Below are 22365 nucleotides of genomic sequence, written 5' to 3' on the forward strand. Positions count from 1 at the left end.
TATTATAAAAACATGATTAAATTGGCGAACCTGGTGGCATAGCTAAAGCTTTAAAATCTTTAGACCATTCTCCAGTATTTAAATACGTTTTAATTTGCTGTGACAAATATACCTTAAACTGGTTATCTGCTGCAGATTTATTTTGCCAAAATGATACTTCGCCTAACTCATCAGCTAAATTGACTAAGTAAAATTTTAGTTGTGCTTGTACTTCCGGCTCAACATTTGTATCAGCTGCTTTATCAGCAATCGCTTTTACCGTTAAATATGAAATACGTTTTGCAACTAAAGCAGTTAACCCTGAACCTTGGTTTTTCTCAAAAACAGCTTTATTTAATGCTGATATTAAATCATCTAAATTCAAGTTATTAGCTGAGCGAGCACCTTGTTGATTTAATCTGTTTAGTCTTTGGCTATTTAATAATTGCTTTAAACTATGATTGATTGATGTTTCTGCCAATGCCATCGCATCTAATGTAAGACCTGTTCTGCCTTTTATGCTTTCACGTGTTTTATATTCACCATATGCTTTAGGAGGGATCAAAGACAATATTGATTCAGGCATAACCAACACTTTTGCATCAAGCGTGGTTAATAAAGCATTCAAAGCCACTAGCTGCTTTTCTTTATCTACGATTTGAGCGCCTTTTGCAGTATCACCGGTTCGAACTTCATAATCATAATCAACACCAGCAATCAGTTTAGCAACCGCTTGAACTTGAAAGCGATGTAATAAATATAAAGGCACTAAAACTTCTTCCAATTGAGATAACGCAGTACCAGACTTAATATTATTTAAACCAAACTGATTGAGCGCTTTTTCACGAATAGATAATAACCGAATTAATTCTGCTGCTGGCGCTTTGCCATTATCCCAAAGATGTGCAGTTGGGTGTGCACCACCAGTTGGTCTTGCATCAGAATCAGATATAAACTCTAACCCTTTATTTTTATTCTCAGCTAAGATTGCAGCTAATTCTAGCGCTTCGTTTTGGCCAAATTCACTATAGCCATATTTAACGACTTGTGTATCCCACTCGCCCATGCCTGCTGCATAACCCGCTTGTGTATTTAAGCTGCCATTCTCATTAAAGCTAATAAGTGGGTGCGGATAATCCATTACAGAAGCACGGTCTTTTATAGATGATGAAAAGTTATGTGCAATACCTAGTGTATGTCCAACCTCATGCGCACTTAACTGGCGAATACGATCTAGCGCCATTTTATGTAATTGTGCGCGAACAGGATCCTCACTTAACTCATTACCAGTTTTATAAGGCGCTGCTAATGATTCTGCCAATAAGATATCTTGGCGAACACGTAACGAACCTAAAGTCACATGACCTTTAATAATTTCACCTGTGCGAGGATCTATGACTGATGAACCATATGACCAACCCCGTGTTGCGCGATGCACCCATTGAATTACGTTATAACGAATGTCCATAGGATCGGCGTGTTCAGGTAAGATTTTAACTACATAAGCATTTTTAAAGCCCGCAGCTATAAAAGCATCATCCCACCAGCGTGCACCATCTAATAATGCTGTTTTTACAGGTTCAGGTACGCCCGGATCTAAATAATAAGTAATAGGTTCAACAGGCTCACTGATTTTAGCGCCTGGGTCCTTTTTAATTAATCTATGACGAGGGATATAACGCACAAACATAGATTCACCTAATGGTGCTGCATAGTCTTTATGTTCTATGCTCCAGTAGCCTGATTGCGGATGAAATTTACGGGGCTGATAATTATCATCAGGCAGTTCAATTAAAGAATGATGTAAATTTAAACTAATTGAATAAGGATCAGCTGATATCTGGCGAACATGCTTACCAGGTTTTGAACCTTTAAAAGTTAACACAGCTTCAAGCTCTGTATTTTTAGCAAAAGACTTTGAACGCGCCATAAATACAGCACTTCTGCTTTTATCGACTGAATAACTACCTTGTTTACGCTTAGACAGAGTACGAGATACACCATGCACATCGGATAATAAGTAAGGAGTATAATCTATTAAAACGCTGTCAGCATTTTGCGCTGAAACTTTAAAACCATGTAAAATGCTAGAAGCAAATGCTTCTTTGATACTTTGTTGTTCAGCTTTATTTGAGGTATTTGCCCGATAATAAGTATTAAGTTGTCTTAACATCACTTTATTACCCATTTTTTCAAACTGAACATAGCGTGTTTCACCCATCTGCCCACGATCTAAACCAATATCGTTAGACCCTAAACCATTGGGTAAACTTTGCTGTAATAAAAAAGGTTGTGCTAATTTATCTAATTTTAGATATAAATTTCCGCTATTTTCATCATAAAAAAATGTGAAATAGCCAGGAAATCTGTTCATATCCTTGGTAAAATCGTCAATAGATTTAAGTGCGGCGTGTGCTTGAGTCACAATAGATAACAGCAAGAGTGAAGTTAAAAGTACAAAAGACTTAAGTTTTAGCATAGTTTTATCTTTTATTTTTGTAGTTAAAGTTAAGTTCAAGTTTGATATTTTAAGTTAATAACTTAAAAATATTGTTAGAATGATACACAATATACAGAATTATCAAACAAATTAATTAACCAGCGTTACTGATTTTGCACTCTCACTACTGCAAAAATCATACATACTATTAGTTTCAGGAATTAAAAATGCGTAGATTACCACCGGTATTGCTTGAAGATGGCTGTCCAAGAGAATTACTATCTTTGATCCGAACAACCCTTGCTGCCTGTAAAGAAATTTCATTCAGAGTTGGTCAAGGTGCATTATCAGGCGTACTTGGTTCAACATTAGATGAAAATATTCAAGGTGAAACTCAAAAAAAATTAGATGTGCTGTCTAATCAACTATTGAAAGACATTTTATTAGAGTCTGGTTACGTAAAAGCTATCGCTTCAGAAGAAGAAGACTACACAGTAGCAGGTAACCCTGATGCGAAATATATTGTATCTTTTGATCCATTAGATGGTTCATCAAATATAGATATTAACTCATTGGTAGGTACTATCTTCTCTATTATGGAAGCGCCTGAAGGTTCTGATGCAGCTGATCCAAGCATCTTTATGCAAGCTGGTAGAAAACAAGTTGCTGCAGGTTATGTATTGTATGGCCCATCTACAATGTTGGCACTTACAACAGGTAAAGCAACACGTTTATATACATTAGATAAAACGCACGGTAGCTTCTTATTAACTGAAGAATCTGTAACCATCCCAGCAGATACACAAGAGTTTGCAGTTAATATGTCAAACCAAAGACATTGGCACGCACCAATGCAAAACTACATAAATGATTTACTTGCTGGTGATACTGGTCCTCGTGCTAAAAACTTCAACATGCGTTGGATTGCAGCTATGGTAGGCGATGTGCATCGTGTTTTATGTCGTGGTGGTATTTTTACTTACCCTAGCGATACTAAAGATCCTAAAAAGCCAAATAAATTACGTTTATTATATGAAGCAAACCCAATGGCGATGTTAGTTGAAAATGCAGGCGGTTTAGCTATTGCAAATGGCCAACCTATCTTAGATATTGAACCAGAAGCAATTCACCAAAGAGTTGAAGTAATACTTGGCTCTAAAAATGAAGTCGAAAAATGTTTAAGCTATTATAAATAAGCTAATTTTTCATTTGAAAAAGGAAGCTTCGGCTTCCTTTTTAATATCTAAATCGTATTAATTCAATTTATACGAATCAATTATTTTTTGAAATTCTCCAGTATCTTTCAATTTTTGTAATTCATCATTTAAGATTTTAACTATTTCATCAGAAGTGTTTATATTCAAAGCTAAAAAATTACCTTGTGTATCGACCATTTTCACCGCTGGTTCAACTAGACCAATGTTAAAACCGAGCTTTTGAAATATATAAGGTAAAACAATATCTGAGCCTAAAATCAGATCTACCTTTCCTAATAAAAATGGCTGAAAATATTGTTTTGAATAAGAAAATGGCATCAGGTTTTCGCCCACTTTAAATCCTAAGTTTTCGAATAGGTCTTGGTAAACACCGCCTCTAACAATAGCCACAGAATACTTCTTTGCATCATCCAATGATGTTAAATGCATATCTCCCCTACTTTTTAATTTATATAAATACCCTTGACCAGAAGCTAAAGGACCAACCCATTTAAACATCTGCTCTCGGTCAGCCGTGCGTGCTGTAGAAATTAAGCCATTTTTTTCAAGGGAATGCGTTTTTTTAAGTGCACGGGTCCAAGGATATAACTTTATATCGTAATTAACTCCAGCATTAGAAAATAAGGCTTTAATGATATCTACATTGATCCCTATGATTTCTCCTGAATCTGAAGTGAAATTATATGGCAACATTTCTTCCGTATTAATTGTTAATGTATAACGTGTTTTTTTTGCAGAGGCAGGAGCTATCATCAAACAAAAAATGATAATCAGAAGAATTGATAATAGTGAATAAAATCTAAAACCTATCATGCTCAAAATATATATAGAATATATAAAATTAAGTTTAGTATAAAGAAAAGAAGTCAGTAAAAGAAAACTGACTTCTTTAAAAGTCGACTAAAGTGGCACTTTAAACTCAAACTCAAGTGATTCAGAGTTAGGATCAGGATAAAACAATGAACCTTGATGTACTACAAGATTATTAACCTGTTCAGATAACGCTTCATCATTCCAATATGTTATGCATTCCTCAATTAAATCATGTGGATTTTTATTTGGATTGTCAGCCATTAGTATTTGCCAACGTGCTGCGGCTAAATCCGCTTTCATAACAGCTGTTACACCTTCTTTTTTCCCTGGAGCTAATTCACCACTGCCAACAAAGTTTTTATTTGAATTATCTCCAATTTGACCTTGGGCATAGAAACGATAAGGATGATTAGCAGCTAAAACAGCCGTTTTTTTACCTGGAATAATTTCTGCTATCGCAACTTTATTGATCCCTAGCTTTTGATCTGTGTCTTTGAGAAATACTGTTTCGAACTCTTCTCTTGGATGTTTACCGTAAATCACAATAGGAATAGTAAACTCTGAGTCAAAAGCTGAATCATTTAATAGCAGTTCAACTAAATCTTTTTGATACTGTGTAAAATACTCTATTGGAATTAAACCATATTTAAATTTGTCTTTATTTTTTGGAACTTTAGAGCCTTGATCGTCTGGTGCAGCAATCGGAGTAGCATCAATTACGGTTTCATAAAATCGAGTTTGTGCTTTTGTTATTAAGCCATTGGCCATTAAAAGCTCTTCCCAACGTACAGGCACAGGATCTTGTAAATAATCTTGCATCGGGTTTAATAAGCGTATTGGCGGATAATGGAAAAATTGTAATGACTTTTGTTTAACCATAGGTAAGCCTAATGGTAAAAAGAAACGCCATTTCTCTGTTTTTTCAGGATCCCACTTACCAGCCTTCTCTAATTTTGGAAAAACATCATTTAATGCCTTTAAACCGATATTAAGTAATTTAGGTAATCTTTCAGCATAAATAGCAAAATCAGCAGCAAGCGTATCATCCCCTTCTAATTGTAAATAAACATGGGATTTACTTAAATTGATTTTCACCTCAACATTAACAGAACATGCCACATCTTCTTTGTTTTTAACTTCAATTTTTTCATCTTGCTCCTGAACAATAACTTCAGCCTTCACTACCTTAGCCGAAAAACCATCGCGTTCTAACATTTGTGTGCACCAATGAAGCACAGTTTCAGCTAATGATTGTTTATCAGTAGGGATATTTGGGTAGGAAAATGCCAACTTTACCAATGGTTCATCGCCTAAATTAATTTTTACTTTCATCTTCATTCCTTAAGTTATTTTTCCGCTTATTCTTTCTATTTCGTTTAAACTTTGCCAAAGAAGCGGTTCGTGAAAGCATATCGCACCACCACCACGTTTTTCTTGTGAAGTCATTCGGTTCATATCAGCAATGCATACCCAACTTATATGAGTTGGAATATCTGTTTCATTATCCGTTTTACCGCGTTCTGTGAGCTCTTCTGAAATAGCCCATTTAGCGTGATCTTTAGTATAAGACCAATGATAATCACTCAGCATATTTCCTTTATGGTCTTTCAGCATTTGTAAATCTACATGGGTGATTTCATCTATAATTTCTTGATCACCTAAATCCTTAAACTCATGGTGATGCTCCCTCCCTTTATAAGTCGTTATGAAATCTTGTTTACCATAATCATCAGGGATATCTTTACCATCTATTGTTGGGAGGACTGCTGTTTTTGTTAATCTACGCCAGGTTTCTATTCGTAAATCCACTTCTAAGGTAGGCCCGACTAAATCAATCCAAAAATCATCAAACCAAGCACCGCTTTTTGCGAGCAACCTAAATGACTTTCCTTCTTTTGACTTAAAAGTAAGATCTGATGGACTTTTTTTACCGTGTTTTTCAGCATATTTTTCACTATAAGCAGGAGGTAAAGAACCTTGTGCTAATTGCCAAAGCTCAGAATATTCTGAATCTTGTTTGATTATTGATGGTAATTGGCTACCAAATACTTGTGGTTGATGTTGCTCTTGTAATACATTTGCGATTGATTGAGCCGCCGCGACATTTTTTAAGCTAATACAGATAAAAGTTTGCGCATATTGATCTGCATATTCAGGATAAAAAAATGCTTGTTCATTGTCTAAGTGCAATCCAGGGATCCGTGGTGTTGAATGAGATAACCAAAAAGCAGTATCTGATTCTAAATCAAACGCCAATGTCCCTTTACAATGACCATTATGCCCATGATCTACAGGTTTACCTCTGTCGCTAGCTCTTGCATTTTGACTATAGAATTTTGCAGGTACATTGGGTGGAAAATCTGAATTTTGCATTGAAGCTGGATATTCATCGTTATAATGGATCCAACCAACATTGGGACTTTGGCTTTCAAATAGCTGCTGTAAAGTATTAAATAAAGCCCCTTGAGGACCATTGCCTAATTTATTGCTTGATAAACTTAATGCTGTTTTTTGTCCTGATTGAAAGTATAAATACTCATTACCTAAACTAACCTTACCTTCAGGCCCACATCCTTTAGGTAATTTATACATAAACCACCAATCAACATTTGTTGAACTTAAATCACTTTTAGCACTTAGCATAATCTCTCCTTTAAAGAGGTACACTAGCTTATAACATCATGTAATATCAACACTTCCTTATTATAAAATATGTTTGAATACAAAAAAGCCACGGAAAACCGTGGCTTTAAAAATAAAAAAGAAACTAAATTAACGACACCCTGCTGTATCAAAATCAACAACTATTGATGCACCATCAGATTCACCTGACACTTTAATGTAGCCCCAGTACTCACTTAAATTAGTTAAGTAAATACATTCACCATTTCCTGAATTATAAGAAGCACCTTGAGTATTTGAGCTATTTGGCCAGCCTAGGTTACTAAACTCTAAATCTAAGTTACCTGTACCATTTCCTGATGTGATAGCAATGCTTGAATGTGCACTCACATTACCAATAGTTAACCATGTAGTACGGCTGCCTAAACAAGCCTCTGAGCCGTTTTGTAATTCACCACCCGTTTGAGGGCCTTGAACAGCACATGCATCAGGCATATTACCAACTGGAGAGCCACCTACAAAACTCCCTTTGAGATTAGTATCAAAACTATTATAGCCACGTAGCATTACATGATATGTACCAGCTTGCACATCTGAAATAGTACATGTTTCGTTATTGCCACCTTTCCATGGACGACAATCATATGTACTCGTTGTAGGTGCTGAACCAAAACGTACATATAAATCAGCATCACCGGCGCCACCTGAAGTTTCAAAGCTTAAATCAGTTGCTCCTGCAGGTACTTCCATCGTAAAGAAAGTTTCTGAATCTTGCGCTCCAACAACATTAATCGAAACACCATTTTTCAAGCTGTTATCAGGAACTATTACACCTGATATATCTGCTGAAGTAGTTGTTGTTGCCGTTGCGTTATTATTATCTAATACAGTTAAAGAAACAGTATATTGACCTGCGCTTGTATAAGCATGGCTAGGGTTAGTTAATGTACTTGTTGAACCATCACCAAAGTCCCATGCATATGAAGAGATAGTACCATCAGGGTCGTAACTACCATTACTACTAAAGCTAATAGCCATATTTGTATCACCAATATACGGACCATTAATATCTACGATAGGTGCTTCATTTGCAGGTGGATTCGTGCCACCACCAGTATCACTCGTTACTGTTTGAGTCCAAGTAGTAAATTCATTACTGTAATTAGCTACCCAAGTATTTAAACGTGCTTTATATGCAGTCCAATCACCGGCACGAGTTTCAGCTAGCATCGCTTTAACTTCGCTAAAATGTCTTTCAAACATAAAACGAACTGCTAAATAGCCCCAACGATAAATTCGGTCTTGATCAAAACCATCGTAAGTTGTTTCAAATACAGCACTCAAGCTATAAACCGAACCATCATGAATTGTATCTATTGCAGCCTGGTTATTATTTTGATTTGCAACATATTCAGCAACACCTTCAGCCCACCATACTACTTTTTCTGTTGGTGTATTAAAATCACCAAACAAATCAAATCGGCCATCTAAATAATGAACATATTCATGCTCCAAGTTCCAGACATAGTGATCTGCTTTTGCGTAATCAGCTTCATAAGCAACAAAGTTTGGAATATTGCCAACAACTGATGGATCACCTTCTAAATACATGCCACCGTTATTAGTATCAATACCAAAAATTGGGCCGCCATATTTGCCATAATCATTTGAGCTATCAAATATATTAACTTGTAACTGATCGTTGTTATCACCTGGGATAGGCACACTGCCTGATTCCATTTTATTATGGAAATAAGTTTCTTCTGCACCCATAGTGGCACATGCTGAAGCCTGCTGAGTCGCAGTTAAGTTTTGTGAGCGAATTTTAATTGTTGGACTACAAATATGAGTTTGAGAAAGTACTTGTGCTTCTAACTGATCACCATAACCACAAATATTATAGACATTACAATTGCCATAATAACTCGCAGTATCTGCAGCACCTAACCAAACAGCATCACCATTACCATACATTTGATAAGTAGAGAAAATTTTATTTAAGCCTGAATCAACCGTAGCCTGAATTGAAGTACCTGTGTACATTTTCATACGGCCGAGCTCTCTTGCTGCATTAGCGATTAAATATTCTGAATCAGAATTAACCATCCAAGACTGTTGAGTAAAGCTATTTAAGCGACTAACTAATGCTGTATCATTTGCAACTAAAGCTTTAAAATTATCGTTATATTGACCACGAAATAAAATAGTAAAAATACTATTTACTGCGCTTCTCATGTTCCACTTAGCACCATAACTTTGATTCCAGCGACTTAACCATTCTTTAACTACCGGTAAATAAACATCTTGTTGCTCAGAGCTATCCATAGTAATAATAACTTCAGATAAAGTTTTACCGTGACCATCATTATCATCATAAAAATGCGCGTTATTAACAAATGCATCAATAGCACCTTTAACAGCAGGTTTTACCCAAGAAACAAAGTTAACGTTATTATTGTAAAATTCAACATAATAACCTGCTCTTAAGTATAAAAACATCGCTTCAATATCCGGATCACCTCCACCTGTATAAGATTGCGAAAGACCTTTAAGATGGTTTGCGATTGAATACATATTATCTGACGAATAAGCTGATTGCTGAATGCTAGAAGAAGCATTAAATAATTCATTTACACAAGTAGAACCCTGAGATTTTATTGCGTTAATTAAAGTATTTGCATTTGAAGTAGCAAATGAATTGACATCACATGCCGCAGCAGCCATGACTGTATTATTTACAGAGTGCTTATCTAAACTATGTAAAGCCTCAGTATCTATAGACTGATAAACACTGTGTGCTTGAGGTGTATTTTTATTTACAACCTCAGGAATACCATGGACATGCTTTTCTTCTTGATGGATTGTCGGTGCTGATTGAGGCGCACTTGGTTGCTGTGCAGCAAAAGCTGAAGCGCCTACGAGTAGTGTCGATACTGCTACAAATAATTTATTTAATTTCATTTTACCCTCTATTGTTATTTCATTATTAATAAAATGCTTTTTGCTTTTATTTAAAACACTCGATTTCCTACTCGATACAAACAGTAATAAAAAGCATACTTCCGCTAAAGCAGGTACAAAGTAACACAAAATTAACATTGCATGCAATATACCTTATTTAATATTCAAACAATTATTTTACAAATATGACACTTTAGAAACAAAATCAATGGGTTGCTTCTTTGTGAAGAAATATAAATTAAAAATCTAAAAATAGGACGTGACGAGAGTAGTTAAAGCATTTAATACTTTAACTAAGTAAAAGAGGAACTAAATTATTTATCCAAAAAGTTTAATGCTTGCTGTTGCTTATTAAATATTTTATTCGCTTGATTATGGGATATAAACATAAAGCTAACTTTATCATTCGCTTTAAGTTGCCCTAATAAAGGGAGATCTGAAGTAATTATATTGGCAATTCTAGGGTAGCCACCAATTGTTTGCCCATCTACAGATGAAATAATAGGTAAACCAGCCGGGGTAATTTGAATACTGCCTTGCATCAATCCACTAGATGTTATTTCTATCGGATTTTCAAACTCTAATGCACTTTCGTTGAGTCTAATTCCCATACGATTAGAGTTGGCATTAACAGAGTATTTTTTAGCGATAAAGTTCGCCTTTTGTTTTTCAGTAAATAAATTGGTTTCTACTGATGTTGTACATCTAAGAATATAGCTTCCTGTATATGCGTTATTTACATACTTGGGAACTTTTTTGTCATCTTTTTTATTTCTATCTAGTAGGAGACAATTTAATTTTTCACCATTTTTAAAGGATCTTCCTTTATAACCGCCAAAATTAACTGTTAAATGAGTTGAATAACTATTAAAGATCTTGGGAACATCAATTTTTGTAGAAAGACTTAAATATGCTCTCGTACCATTAATTAACTTACCAAAAGACAAAATATCTCCACTGGTGACTTGGATTTTTTCATTGTTATAAATAGATTTATTGTTCAAGCTGAGTTCAAATTGTGCACCGCTTATCGCAATAAACATATCTTGTTCAAATCGAATTACTGGTCCAACTAATGTGATTTCAATTACTGCACTATTTAAGGGATTAGATAGAAGCCAATTAGCCACCTTCAACGCAATAAGATCCATAGCACCACTATGTGATATACCATTATGCATTTGACCTTGACGTCCAAGATCTTGAATACTCGTTTGCATTCCTGATTTTATAAAATACAAACTCATTAAAGATACCCCTTAATTGCTAAGAATTCATCTTTAGATATCGATGAAAATTTAACTTTATCAAGTGGATTTGCAATAAATGGTAGTTCAGAGTTTGGATTAAATAAATTTAAAGGTGTACGTCCTATAATATGCCAACCTCCAGGGCTTGAAACCGGATAGATACCCGTTTGAGTGCCGCCAATACCCACTGAACCGGCAGGAATAGAAATAGCTGGAGTCGACTTCCTAGGGCAAGATAAATTAGCGGATAGACCCCCCAAATATAAAAACCCAGGTAAAAAACCAAGCATATGAACCAAGTAAATTGCTTGAGTATGCTCCATGACAACTTGCGCTGTATCTTTCTTACAATAATGGGCAAGCGACTCTAAATCCGGACTGAACTCATCTTCATAACACACAGGGATTTCGATTATTTTTGGCTGATAGACTTTCTGTGGTAATGGGTGAATTAATAATAACTCAATATTCTTGATGAACTTATCAAACTTAATTTTTTCATTATCAAAAGAAACAGTTAAACTTTGATATGCAGGAATAATATCTATTATTAACTCATTGAAATTATTTCTAAACAGCTCAGACAAGCAAGTAATATTTTTAGTTAACGCCTCTGAAATAACATCATTAAATAATATTGTTATAGCAGAATCACCATTCATTACTATTTCGTATTGCTCACTTTTCACTGTATTAAAAATCCAGCAGAGGTTAATTTAAAATGTAAGGCCTTTGCTATTGTAATTGCTTCAGGATTATCACCATGCAAACAAATTGTTTTCACCTGGGGTGTTATAACTTTACCATCACTGGTTTTAATTTCTTGATTGCTAGCTAATGATATCGCTTGCGCGATGCTTTGAGCTTGTTCAGTCAAAACAGCATTTTCTTCAGTTCTAGGTGTTAAATGACCTGATGAGAGATAAGTACGATCCATAAAACCTTCGGCTATAAAATCAATGCCGAGTGCAATACACTGCTTTTCAAATATACCATTGGCAAGACCATAAATTTTTAGGGATAGATAATTATATTTTATTAGCTCTGCTAACTTAGAGGCTAATTGAGGTTGCTTTTCTAGATCATTATATAAAGCGCCATGAAACTTAATATGATGGATTGAAATATTAAGTCTTGATGAAATCTTGATAAAAAAATCAAGTTGCTTTTGGATACTCGTTACGACTTCTTCGACTGAAATATCTAAAGAAACACGACCAAAGTTTGCTTTGTCTTCATATCCTGGGTGAGCACCTATTTTAAGCCCATTTAATTTTGCATTAAGTAAAGACTGTTTAATAATACTTTCATCTCCAGCATGACCACCACAAGCAATGTTACAGCTAGAAATATAAGGCATTATTTTGGCATCATGCTCACAGTAAATTAAAGATTTTCCTTCACCTAAATCGCAATTAATATCTATACACTTCATATTACAACATCCCAAATGCCGACATTAAGCTTCGTCCACTTAATAAAAGAGTAACCAAAACTACACTAACAGATAATAAGTTTTGCATTTTATTATTTTTATAATCACCCAGTAATTTTGAATTCATAATCCAAAGCAAAAATATCGCAACTAAAGGTAGTAAAATACCATTAGCCACTTGAGCAAACCAAATAATAGATACTGGCTTATAACCCAAACTAGCAATTATAACCCCAATAAATAAAATACTAAGCCAGATACCTTTAAATGAATATGAATTTAAACTTTTATTTAAATCCAGAATACCACTTAAAGCAAAAGCAGCTGCAAGAGGTGCTGTGATCGCAGAGGAAATGCCAGCAGAAAATAACCCTATCGCAATAAATAGACTAGAGTAGTCGCCAAAGATTGAAGCCAATGCAGGAGCTAAATCTGCAGCGTTATTAATTGAAATTTTTTGTCCGAAAAATGCCGATGCTGCTGTAGAAATGATTGCAATCGAAATCAATCCTCCTAAAGGGATTGCAAAATAGAGGTCTTTCCTAGCCTCATCTAAGTGCTCTGGTGAATTCCATTTACTACTTACGCTCGATGAGTGCAAAAATATATTATAAGGCACTACAGTTGTGCCTATCAACGCAATTACAGTCAAGGTTGCACCATTAGGAATGCTTGGAATGAATAGACCAGAGAAGAACATACCAAGATCAGGCTTTGAAATAACAGCTGTTGCAATAAATGCGATACTCATTAAACCCACAAGTACCATAAGTGCCCGCTCAATTATTTTATAACTACCCTTTATTAGAACTGTAAAAGCAATAAAACCTATAAGGATTGGCCACAAGGAAATGTTAGCTGTGATGTAAATATCAGAAAAGAGATTTGAAAGCCCTAAACTTGCACCTAAAATATTACCACTTTGATAAGCCCCATTGCCAATCACAATAGCCGAAACAGTTAAGCCTATTGCTATCAGTTTAAGAAATGGGTTTGTACAGGCTTCTCTTATATTTTCACCTAAACCTTTTTGAGTAACAACCCCTAGACGGCATGCCATTTCCTGTAAGATTAAGGTCGCTACCATAGAAAATAACAAAGCCCATAATAATGCAAAACCATAGTTAGCCCCAGCAAGAGAAGCCGTTATCACAGTACCTGGTCCTATAAATGCCGCTGTAACTAGAACGGCTGGCCCTACCTTTGGAAGTTTCATGTAAGTATCTCTTTTTATTATTTTTTGTTTTATAACATTTCTGTAATAAATAGGCTAGAAGCGGGTAGTTCTATTAAAAGAAAGAGGCTAATAAATAGTATAAAAACGACGATTTATGAGGTTCATACGTAGGCGGGCCTTGAGCCGCGATTAGGTTATTCGTAATTAATATCTAAATCCCACAAAACAAAAAAGCCGATACATTTCTGTATCGGCTTTCTTGTGATTATGAGAGTGGAGCCTGATGTATTGGCATCTTTAGACTGAATAATATTAGACTCTAAAACGCAAAAATCCCAACTCAATGAGTTGGGATTTTTACTGAAATTATGAGGGTAAGCCTGGCGATGCCAGCTAACACAATATTTTTAAATTATAAAAAGCAAAAAAGCCGATACATATCTGTATCGGCTTTCTTATGATTATGAGAGTGGAGCCTGATGTATTGGCATCTTTAGACTGAATAATATTAGACTCTAAAACGCAAAAATCCCAACTCAATGAGTTATACCAATTCAATTAAATTTCTGATCTAATATAGGCTGTTTCCATAACCATTAAAAACAGCCTTGAATTTAGAAAAATCAAAACAACTTCTCACCCTATCGAGAAAAGAATCAAACGCGAGAAAGCGTATGCGCTTACTTGCAGTGTCACTCTTTTTTGAAGGTGAAAATCGCGCTAATATTGCTCGTCGACTAAGTACAGCTAGAAGTAGTGTCAATAAATGGGTATCAAGTTATTTAGACAGTGGCTTAGCGGGATTAGACAACAAACCTATTTCAGGTCGTCCAGCTAACCTGACAGAAAAACAGCAAGCAGACGTTAAAACGTTTGTGTTACAGCATGCAAAGTCCAGTGACGGTGGACGATTAATTGCTGCTGATATTCAAACCTATATTAGCAATAATTTTAATGTTAATTATCAACTTGGCAGTGTATACCGCTTATTACATAGCCTTGAATTAAGCTGGATCACAACACGCTCCAAACACCCTAAGCAATCAAAAGAAGCTCAAGAAGCTTTTAAAAAAGTTCAGTATGTCAACGATCCTTCACACCCCCTTTAATGTGATGCCAGAAAATATGGATATATGGTTTCAAGATGAGGCACGATTTGGCCAGCAAAATCAAACAACAAGAGTTTGGGCTGAGCGAGGCTCTAGGCCAAGAGCCGTAAAACAACAACAGTTTGAATATGGATACTTATTCGGTGCAGTATGTCCTCACAATGGAAAGACGGAAGCCTTAGTAACCCCCTGTGTTAATAAAGAAGTCATGACATTACATATGGAGCAAATATCTAAAGCAACTGAGTATGGGAGGCACGCTGTTGTGATCATGGATGGCGCTGGTTGGCATACTTTCGATACAGTTCAGCCCTTTAACAATGTCACGTTAATAAAATTACCGCCATACTCACCAGAATTAAACCCTATAGAACAGATCTGGAGTTGGATCCGTCAGCATTGCCTATCAAACAGAATATTTACGGGATACCAAGATATAGTAGAGCAAGTATCAAAAGCATGGAACACATTCATTTCAAACCCTGATAGGGTTCGAAAAATGTGTTCAAGAGAGTGGATTAAAGTGACTTAATACTTAATGAAATTGGTATTAGGCTTTTTACTGAAATTATGAGGGTAAGCCTGGCGATGCCAGCTAACACAATATTTTTAAATTATAAAAAGCAAAAAAGCCGATACATTTCTGTATCGGCTTTCTTTAATTAGGGGCCTGGCGATGTCCTACTTTCACATGGGAAACCCCACACTATCATCGGCGCTGTTTCGTTTCACTTCTGAGTTCGGCATGGGATCAGGTGGGTCCAAAACGCTATTGTCACCAAGCAAAATCTGTTGATTATGCTTTGTTTTGTTCTTTAATAAATTCGGTTCGCTGATATTCGTAAAAGTATTCTACTTTAGTTAACACTAACTTCTTGCTTGTTTCTATCACACACAAAACCACTTTGGCGTTGTATGGTTAAGCCTCACGGGTAATTAGTACAAGTTAGCTCAAGGCCTCACAACCCTTACACACCTTGCCTATCAACGTTGTAGTCTCCAACGGCCCTTCAGAGTGCTTATAGCACTAGTGAGAAATCATCTCGAGGCCTGCTTCGCGCTTAGATGCTTTCAGCGCTTATCAGTTCCGAACGTAGCTACCGGGCAATGCCATTGGCATGACAACCCGAACACCAGCGGTTCGTTCACTCCGGTCCTCTCGTACTAGGAGCAACCCCTCTCAATTCTCAAACGCCCACGGCAGATAGGGACCGAACTGTCTCACGACGTTCTAAACCCAGCTCGCGTACCACTTTAAATGGCGAACAGCCATACCCTTGGGACCGACTTCAGCCCCAGGATGTGATGAGCCGACATCGAGGTGCCAAACACCGCCGTCGATATGAACTCTTGGGCGGTATCAGCCTGTTATCCCCGGAGTACCTTTTATCCGTTGAGCGATGGCCCTTCCATTCAGAACCACCGGATCACTATGACCTACTTTCGTACCTGCTCGACGTGTCTGTCTCGCAGTTAAGCTTGCTTCTACCATTACACTAACCGTACGATGTCCGACCGTACTTAGCAAACCTTCGTGCTCCTCCGTTACTCTTTGGGAGGAGACCGCCCCAGTCAAACTACCCACCAGGCACTGTCCGCAATCCCGCTTAGGGACCTACGTTAGAACATCAAAACTACAAGGGTGGTATTTCAAGGTTGACTCCATAACATCTAGCGACGCTACTTCAAAGTCTCCCACCTATCCTACACATGTAGGTTCAATGTTCAGTGCCAAGCTGTAGTAAAGGTTCACGGGGTCTTTCCGTCTAGCCGCGGGTACACAGCATCTTCACTGCGATTTCAATTTCACTGAGTCTCGGGTGGAGACAGCGTGGCCATGGTTACACCATTCGTGCAGGTCGGAACTTACCCGACAAGGAATTTCGCTACCTTAGGACCGTTATAGTTACGGCCGCCGTTTACCGGGGCTTCGATCAAGAGCTTCTCCGAAGATAACCCCATCAATTAACCTTCCGGCACCGGGCAGGTGTCACACCGTATACGTCATCTTTCGATTTTGCACAGTGCTGTGTTTTTAATAAACAGTCCCAGCCACCTAGTTTCTGAGACCAACTTCAGCTCCACACGTAAAGCGCTTCACCTAATGTTGGCGTACCTTCTCCCGAAGTTACGGTACAATTTTGCCTAGTTCCTTCACCCGAGTTCTCTCAAGCGCCTTAGTATTCTCTACCTGACCACCTGTGTCGGTTTGGGGTACGATTCATTATAAACTGAAGCTTAGAGGCTTTTCCTGGAAGTATGGCACCAACAACTTCATCACCGTAGTGACTCGTCTCGTGTCTCAGCCTTAATGACAACCCGGATTTACCTAAGTCATCAGCCTACGCACTTTCACATGGACAACCAACGCCATGCTTGTTTAGCCTGCTCCGTCCCCCCTTCGCATTCATAATAAGTACGGGAATATTAACCCGTTTCCCATCGACTACGCCTTTCGGCCTCGCCTTAGGAGTCGACTCACCCTACCCTGATTAACATGGGATAGGAACCCTTGGTCTTCCGGCGTGGGGGTTTTTCACCCCCATTATCGTTACTCATGTCAGCATTCGCACTTCTGATACCTCCAGCATACCTCCCGGTACACCTTCAACGGCTTACAGAACGCTCCCCTACCCCGCATACAAAGTACGCAGGCGCATCTTCGGTGGTATGTTTAGCCCCGTTACATCTTCCGCGCAGACCGACTCGACCAGTGAGCTATTACGCTTTCTTTAAAGGGTGGCTGCTTCTAAGCCAACCTCCTGGCTGTCTGGGCCTTTCCACATCGTTTCCCACTTAACATACACTTTGGGACCTTAGATGGCGCTCTGGGTTGTTTCCCTCTTCACGACGGACGTTAGCACCCGCCGTGTGTCTCCCGGATATTACTTAACGGTATTCGGAGTTTGCATGGGGTTGGTAAGTCGGGATGACCCCCTAGCCCAAACAGTGCTCTACCCCCGTCAGTATTCATCCGAGGCTCTACCTAAATAGATTTCGGGGAGAACCAGCTATCTCCCGGTTTGATTAGCCTTTCACTCCTAGCCACAAGTCATCCCCTCACTTTTCAACGTAAGTGGGTTCGGTCCTCCAGTTGATGTTACTCAACCTTCAACCTGCCCATGGCTAGATCACCGGGTTTCGGGTCTATACCCTGCAACTAGTCGCCCAGTTAAAACTCGGTTTCCCTACGGCTCCCCTATTCGGTTAACCTCGCTACAAAATATAAGTCGCTGACCCATTATACAAAAGGTACGCAGTCACAAAGCAAAGCTTTGCTCCTACTGCTTGTACGTACACGGTTTCAGGTTCTATTTCACTCCCCTCACAGGGGTTCTTTTCGCCTTTCCCTCACGGTACTGGTTCACTATCGGTCAGTTGGGAGTATTTAGCCTTGGAGGATGGTCCCCCCATATTCAGTCAGGATATCACGTGTCCCGACCTACTCGATTTCACTTTATATAAGCTTTCGTATACAGGACTATCACCTTGTATCGTTGCACTTTCCAGAGCATTCTACTAACTACAATAAAGCTTAAGGGCTGTTTCGATTTCGCTCGCCGCTACTTTCGAAATCTCGGTTGATTTCTGTTCCTACGGGTACTTAGATGTTTCAGTTCTCCGCGTTCGCCTCGTTAACCTATGTATTCAGTTAACGATACCTATAAATAGGTGGGTTTCCCCATTCGGAAATCTAAGTCTCAAGTGCTTTTTACTAGCTCGACTTAGCTTATCGCAAGTTAATACGTCCTTCATCGCCTCCAACTGCCAAGGCATCCACCGTGTACGCTTATTCACTTAACCATACAACCCAAAATAGTTTTACAACTACAATGCGCTGTATTATTTCGTGACAGTTAACTTCGCCAGAAGTTAATGTTTTGAATACTAAAGTAGATGCCAATCATTAATTACTTATAAATAAGTAAACAATAAATTGGCATGAATGCATCACCATATAACATGGCTATCATTCGTTTCTTTTACTTTTTGAAAACTCTTAATAAATGTTTAATAAACATTTATTAGAATTTTTATATCAGCTTTCCAAATTTTTAAAGAGCACATAAACAAATCATTCCGAAGAACAAAGTGTTTAATAATCATCTGTGTGGACACTGGCATGCAAACCAGTTCTTTCGTATAAGGAGGTGATCCAGCCCCAGGTTCCCCTAGGGCTACCTTGTTACGACTTCACCCCAGTCATGAATCACTCCGTGGTGACCGTCCTCTGCAAGCAGTTAGACTAGCCACTTCTGGAGCAACCCACTCCCATGGTGTGACGGGCGGTGTGTACAAGGCCCGGGAACGTATTCACCGCGGCATTCTGATCCGCGATTACTAGCGATTCCGACTTCATGGAGTCGAGTTGCAGACTCCAATCCGGACTACGACAGGCTTTAAGTGATTCGCTTACCCTCGCGAGCTCGCAGCACTCTGTACCTGCCATTGTAGCACGTGTGTAGCCCTACACGTAAGGGCCATGATGACTTGACGTCGTCCCCACCTTCCTCCGGTTTATCACCGGCAGTCTCCCTAGAGTTCTCAGCATTACCTGCTAGCAACTAAGGATAGGGGTTGCGCTCGTTGCGGGACTTAACCCAACATCTCACAACACGAGCTGACGACAGCCATGCAGCACCTGTCTCAGAGTTCCCGAAGGCACAAGTCTATCTCTAGTCTCTTCTCTGGATGTCAAGTGTAGGTAAGGTTCTTCGCGTTGCATCGAATTAAACCACATGCTCCACCGCTTGTGCGGGCCCCCGTCAATTCATTTGAGTTTTAACCTTGCGGCCGTACTCCCCAGGCGGTCTACTTAATGCGTTAGCTTTGGAAAAGTCATCCGAAGATTCCAGCTCCTAGTAGACATCGTTTACGGCGTGGACTACCGGGGTATCTAATCCCGTTTGCTCCCCACGCTTTCGTACATGAGCGTCAGTATTGACCCAGGTGGCTGCCTTCGCCATCGGTATTCCTTCAGATCTCTACGCATTTCACCGCTACACCTGAAATTCTACCACCCTCTATCATACTCTAGTCTGCCAGTTCGAAATGCAGTTCCCAGGTTGAGCCCGGGGCTTTCACATCTCGCTTAACAAACCGCCTGCGTACGCTTTACGCCCAGTAATTCCGATTAACGCTTGCACCCCTCGTATTACCGCGGCTGCTGGCACGAAGTTAGCCGGTGCTTCTTCTGCGAGTAACGTCACAGCTATAGTCTATTAAACTATAACCTTTCCTCCTCGCTGAAAGTGCTTTACAACCCTAGGGCCTTCTTCACACACGCGGCATGGCTGCATCAGGCTTGCGCCCATTGTGCAATATTCCCCACTGCTGCCTCCCGTAGGAGTCTGGACCGTGTCTCAGTTCCAGTGTGGCTGATCATCCTCTCAAACCAGCTAGGGATCGTTGCCTTGGTGAGCCTTTACCTCAACCAACTAGCTAATCCCACTTGGGCTAATCTTTAGGCGTGAGGCCCGAAGGTCCCCCACTTTGGTCCGTAGACATCATGCGGTATTAGCAGTCGTTTCCAACTGTTGTCCCCCACCTAAAGGCATATTCCCAAGCATTACTCACCCGTCCGCCGCTCGTCAGCAGATAGCAAGCTATCTCTGTTACCGCTCGACTTGCATGTGTTAGGCCTGCCGCCAGCGTTCAATCTGAGCCATGATCAAACTCTTCAATTAAAAAGTTTTTTGTCTTTGTCTATAAAATAGATGAGACAGCTCAATGAATTCTGTTTTTGATATTAAATTTAACAAAGTTAAACTTAACGTCGCATATGACTGTGTAGTCACTCGCTCTTTCCTAAAAGGATTAAGTGAACAGATTTTAATGAGACTCTAATTTTGTGTCACTTCGAAAAGTGACTTTAGAACTCAATCTGCAAGAGTGCCCACACAGATGATTACTTATTGTTAAAGAACATTGCTTTGAAGCTGTGCTTCTAAGCGGAGGTGCATAATACACCTTAAAATTTTTGAGTCAATGGTTAATTTAAAATTAATATTTAACTTTAAATCTGATTCAAAATTTTTTGAGATAAATCTCAATCCAACATCATTCGATATCGCTACATCCCTTTAGTCTCTTACCTTAAAGTCTGTTGCTTGCCGTCTGTGTCGGTGGAGGCGCAGTATAGACATTTTTAAATTCTGCGCAAGTGTTTTTATTAAGTTATTTGAATTAAATTTTTATACTTAAATAGGCACAAGTTAATATCACCTTATTCACAAAACCCTGTGCATAACTAAACTATTTATTGCTATCAACTTATAAATTTAGCATAGATAGCGGTGCCCCAAGTTACTGCAACTATTAATAATGATAAAGTCACTGCAGCTGAGCCCATATCTTTTGCTCTACCAGATAAAACATGATGTTCTGTACTCACTCTATCTGTTAAGGCTTCAATTGCAGAGTTCAGTAACTCAACTATCAACACTAACAGTAAAACACCTATTAACATAGCCCAATGTATTGGCGATTCAGCTAAGAGAAATGAAACTGGCAGCATCAAACAAGCTAATAACAATTCTTGTCTAAATGCAGATTCTTCCTTAAATGCAGCTTTTAATCCTAGATAAGAACAATAACTCGCTTTAAACACTCTTTTAATTCCAGAACCATTTGGTTTATTTGTATCTTCCATAAATCATCACTTTACTTTAGTTATAAAAAAACCCGCTTTCGCGGGTTTGTATAAATAACTTTATTACGCAACACCATATTTATCACGGTAAGCTTTGACTGTATCTAAATGTTCAGCCATATCACCTTTATCTTCTAGATATGTGATTAAGTCAGCAAGTTTAACAATTGAGATAACTTTAGTACCAAAGTCACGTTCAACTTCTTGGATTGCAGAAAGCTCAGCTTTACCCTTTTCTTGACGGTCTAAAGCGATAAGAACACCAGATAAAGAAGCACCATTAGCTAAAATGATTTCCATTGATTCACGAATAGCCGTACCTGCTGTGATCACATCATCTACTAACATGATACGACCCTTTAATTCAGAGCCTACTAAAGAACCGCCTTCACCATGTGTTTTCTTCTCTTTACGATTAAAACAATATGGCATATCGATATCATAATGATCAGCTAATGCAACCGCTGTCGTTGTTGCAATTGGAATGCCTTTATAAGCTGGGCCAAATAAAACATCGTATGGAATTTTAGCATCAGCTAATGCTGCAGCATAAAAACGACCTAAACGCGCAAGATCACGACCAGTATTAAATAAACCAGCATTAAAGAAATACGGGCTAGTACGACCTGATTTTAAAGTAAACTCACCAAATTTTAAAACCTGCTTTTCAAGAGCAAATTCAATAAATTCTTTTTGATAATCTTTCATTA

Annotated in this window: 13 protein-coding genes and 3 rRNA genes; 2 read left to right on the plus strand and 14 right to left on the minus strand. The window is 38.3% G+C overall.

The annotated features are described in order from the left end of the window. Positions 1-16: 16 nt before the first annotated feature. Positions 17-2458 (minus strand): zinc-dependent metalloprotease, encoded by a 2442-nt coding sequence (locus PSA_RS16965; RefSeq protein ID WP_042148246.1) that lies wholly within the window; start codon positions 2456-2458, stop codon positions 17-19. A 188-nt stretch (positions 2459-2646) separates the two neighbouring features. Between PSA_RS16965 and PSA_RS16970 the strand changes: the two genes are divergently transcribed. Beyond that, positions 2647-3615: a class 1 fructose-bisphosphatase gene (locus PSA_RS16970; RefSeq protein ID WP_042148249.1), complete on the plus strand. Its 969-nt coding sequence runs from the start codon at positions 2647-2649 to the stop codon at positions 3613-3615. Between the two features lie 57 nt (positions 3616-3672). On the opposite strand, the gene PSA_RS16975 is transcribed toward PSA_RS16970, so the two are convergent. From PSA_RS16975 to PSA_RS17010, 8 genes are all read right to left on the minus strand, one after another. Beyond that, entirely contained in the window at positions 3673-4389 is a 717-nt protein-coding gene (locus PSA_RS16975; RefSeq protein WP_042148252.1) for an ABC transporter substrate-binding protein, read from the minus strand. A gap of 147 nt (positions 4390-4536) precedes the next feature. Then, positions 4537-5781: a hypothetical protein gene (locus tag PSA_RS16980; RefSeq protein WP_042148255.1), complete on the minus strand. Its 1245-nt coding sequence runs from the start codon at positions 5779-5781 to the stop codon at positions 4537-4539. Between the two features lie 9 nt (positions 5782-5790). Then, positions 5791-7092 carry a deoxyribonuclease II family protein gene (locus PSA_RS16985; protein ID WP_042148256.1) on the minus strand — a complete coding sequence of 434 codons (1302 nt, stop codon included), beginning with the start codon at positions 7090-7092 and terminating at the stop codon, positions 5791-5793. Between the two features lie 129 nt (positions 7093-7221). Further along, entirely contained in the window at positions 7222-10032 is a 2811-nt protein-coding gene (locus PSA_RS16990) for a collagenase (protein WP_042148273.1), read from the minus strand. A gap of 314 nt (positions 10033-10346) precedes the next feature. Beyond that, the gene (locus PSA_RS16995; protein WP_042148259.1) at positions 10347-11279 is read right to left on the minus strand and encodes a biotin-dependent carboxyltransferase family protein; all 933 of its coding nucleotides are present in this window, start codon (positions 11277-11279) and stop codon (positions 10347-10349) included. After that, positions 11279-11971, minus strand: coding sequence for a 5-oxoprolinase subunit PxpB (gene pxpB / locus PSA_RS17000; RefSeq protein ID WP_052380098.1), 693 nt, complete (start codon positions 11969-11971; stop codon positions 11279-11281). Before pxpB ends, PSA_RS16995 begins: the two co-directional genes overlap by 1 nt. After that, positions 11968-12717, minus strand: a complete 750-nt coding sequence (gene pxpA, locus PSA_RS17005) for a 5-oxoprolinase subunit PxpA (RefSeq protein WP_042148261.1) — start codon at positions 12715-12717, stop codon at positions 11968-11970. The genes pxpB and pxpA overlap by 4 nt, the downstream gene beginning before the upstream one ends. A gap of 1 nt (position 12718) precedes the next feature. After that, positions 12719-13933, minus strand: a complete 1215-nt coding sequence (locus PSA_RS17010) for an Nramp family divalent metal transporter (RefSeq protein WP_042148264.1) — start codon at positions 13931-13933, stop codon at positions 12719-12721. 635 nt (positions 13934-14568) lie between these two features. On the opposite strand from PSA_RS17010, the gene PSA_RS24715 reads away from it, so the two are divergent. Beyond that, positions 14569-15535, plus strand: a protein-coding gene (locus PSA_RS24715; protein ID WP_127924266.1) for an IS630 family transposase whose coding sequence is annotated in 2 segments (ribosomal slippage) — positions 14569-14961 and positions 14963-15535 — 966 coding nt in all. Because the reading frame shifts where the segments join, the coding sequence is not laid out codon by codon here. A gap of 136 nt (positions 15536-15671) precedes the next feature. Here PSA_RS24715 and rrf read toward each other — a convergent pair. From rrf to pyrE, 5 genes are all read right to left on the minus strand, one after another. Next, positions 15672-15786 (minus strand): 5S ribosomal RNA (rrf, locus tag PSA_RS17025). Between the two features lie 132 nt (positions 15787-15918). Further along, positions 15919-18807: ribosomal RNA gene (locus PSA_RS17030) — 23S ribosomal RNA — on the minus strand. A 340-nt stretch (positions 18808-19147) separates the two neighbouring features. Continuing rightward, positions 19148-20690, minus strand: a 16S ribosomal RNA gene (locus PSA_RS17035). Together the 16S, 23S and 5S rRNA genes form the textbook arrangement of a ribosomal RNA operon. A 581-nt stretch (positions 20691-21271) precedes the next feature. Beyond that, positions 21272-21655, minus strand: coding sequence for a diacylglycerol kinase (locus PSA_RS17040; protein WP_042153308.1), 384 nt, complete (start codon positions 21653-21655; stop codon positions 21272-21274). 63 nt (positions 21656-21718) lie between these two features. Continuing rightward, positions 21719-22363, minus strand: coding sequence for an orotate phosphoribosyltransferase (pyrE, locus tag PSA_RS17045; RefSeq protein WP_042153311.1), 645 nt, complete (start codon positions 22361-22363; stop codon positions 21719-21721). Between the last annotated feature and the right edge of the window lie 2 nt (positions 22364-22365).

It is taken from the genome of Pseudoalteromonas sp. '520P1 No. 423', from assembly GCF_001269985.1.
Taxonomy (GTDB): domain Bacteria; phylum Pseudomonadota; class Gammaproteobacteria; order Enterobacterales; family Alteromonadaceae; genus Pseudoalteromonas.

What these genes read in the sequence shown, in the direction of transcription:
- pxpA (WP_042148261.1), bottom strand. Translation starts at nt 12,717, where the DNA reads ATGAAGTGTATAGATATTAATTGCGATTTAGGTGAAGGAAAATCTTTA.
- PSA_RS16985 (WP_042148256.1), bottom strand. Translation starts at nt 7,092, where the DNA reads ATGCTAAGTGCTAAAAGTGATTTAAGTTCAACAAATGTTGATTGGTGG.
- PSA_RS16965 (WP_042148246.1), bottom strand. Translation starts at nt 2,458, where the DNA reads ATGCTAAAACTTAAGTCTTTTGTACTTTTAACTTCACTCTTGCTGTTA.
- PSA_RS17040 (WP_042153308.1), bottom strand. Translation starts at nt 21,655, where the DNA reads ATGGAAGATACAAATAAACCAAATGGTTCTGGAATTAAAAGAGTGTTT.
- PSA_RS16980 (WP_042148255.1), bottom strand. Translation starts at nt 5,781, where the DNA reads ATGAAAGTAAAAATTAATTTAGGCGATGAACCATTGGTAAAGTTGGCA.
- PSA_RS16990 (WP_042148273.1), bottom strand. Translation starts at nt 10,032, where the DNA reads ATGAAATTAAATAAATTATTTGTAGCAGTATCGACACTACTCGTAGGC.
- pyrE (WP_042153311.1), bottom strand. Translation starts at nt 22,363, where the DNA reads ATGAAAGATTATCAAAAAGAATTTATTGAATTTGCTCTTGAAAAGCAG.
- PSA_RS16975 (WP_042148252.1), bottom strand. Translation starts at nt 4,389, where the DNA reads ATGATAGCTCCTGCCTCTGCAAAAAAAACACGTTATACATTAACAATT.
- PSA_RS17010 (WP_042148264.1), bottom strand. Translation starts at nt 13,933, where the DNA reads ATGAAACTTCCAAAGGTAGGGCCAGCCGTTCTAGTTACAGCGGCATTT.
- PSA_RS16970 (WP_042148249.1), top strand. Translation starts at nt 2,647, where the DNA reads ATGCGTAGATTACCACCGGTATTGCTTGAAGATGGCTGTCCAAGAGAA.
- PSA_RS16995 (WP_042148259.1), bottom strand. Translation starts at nt 11,279, where the DNA reads ATGAGTTTGTATTTTATAAAATCAGGAATGCAAACGAGTATTCAAGAT.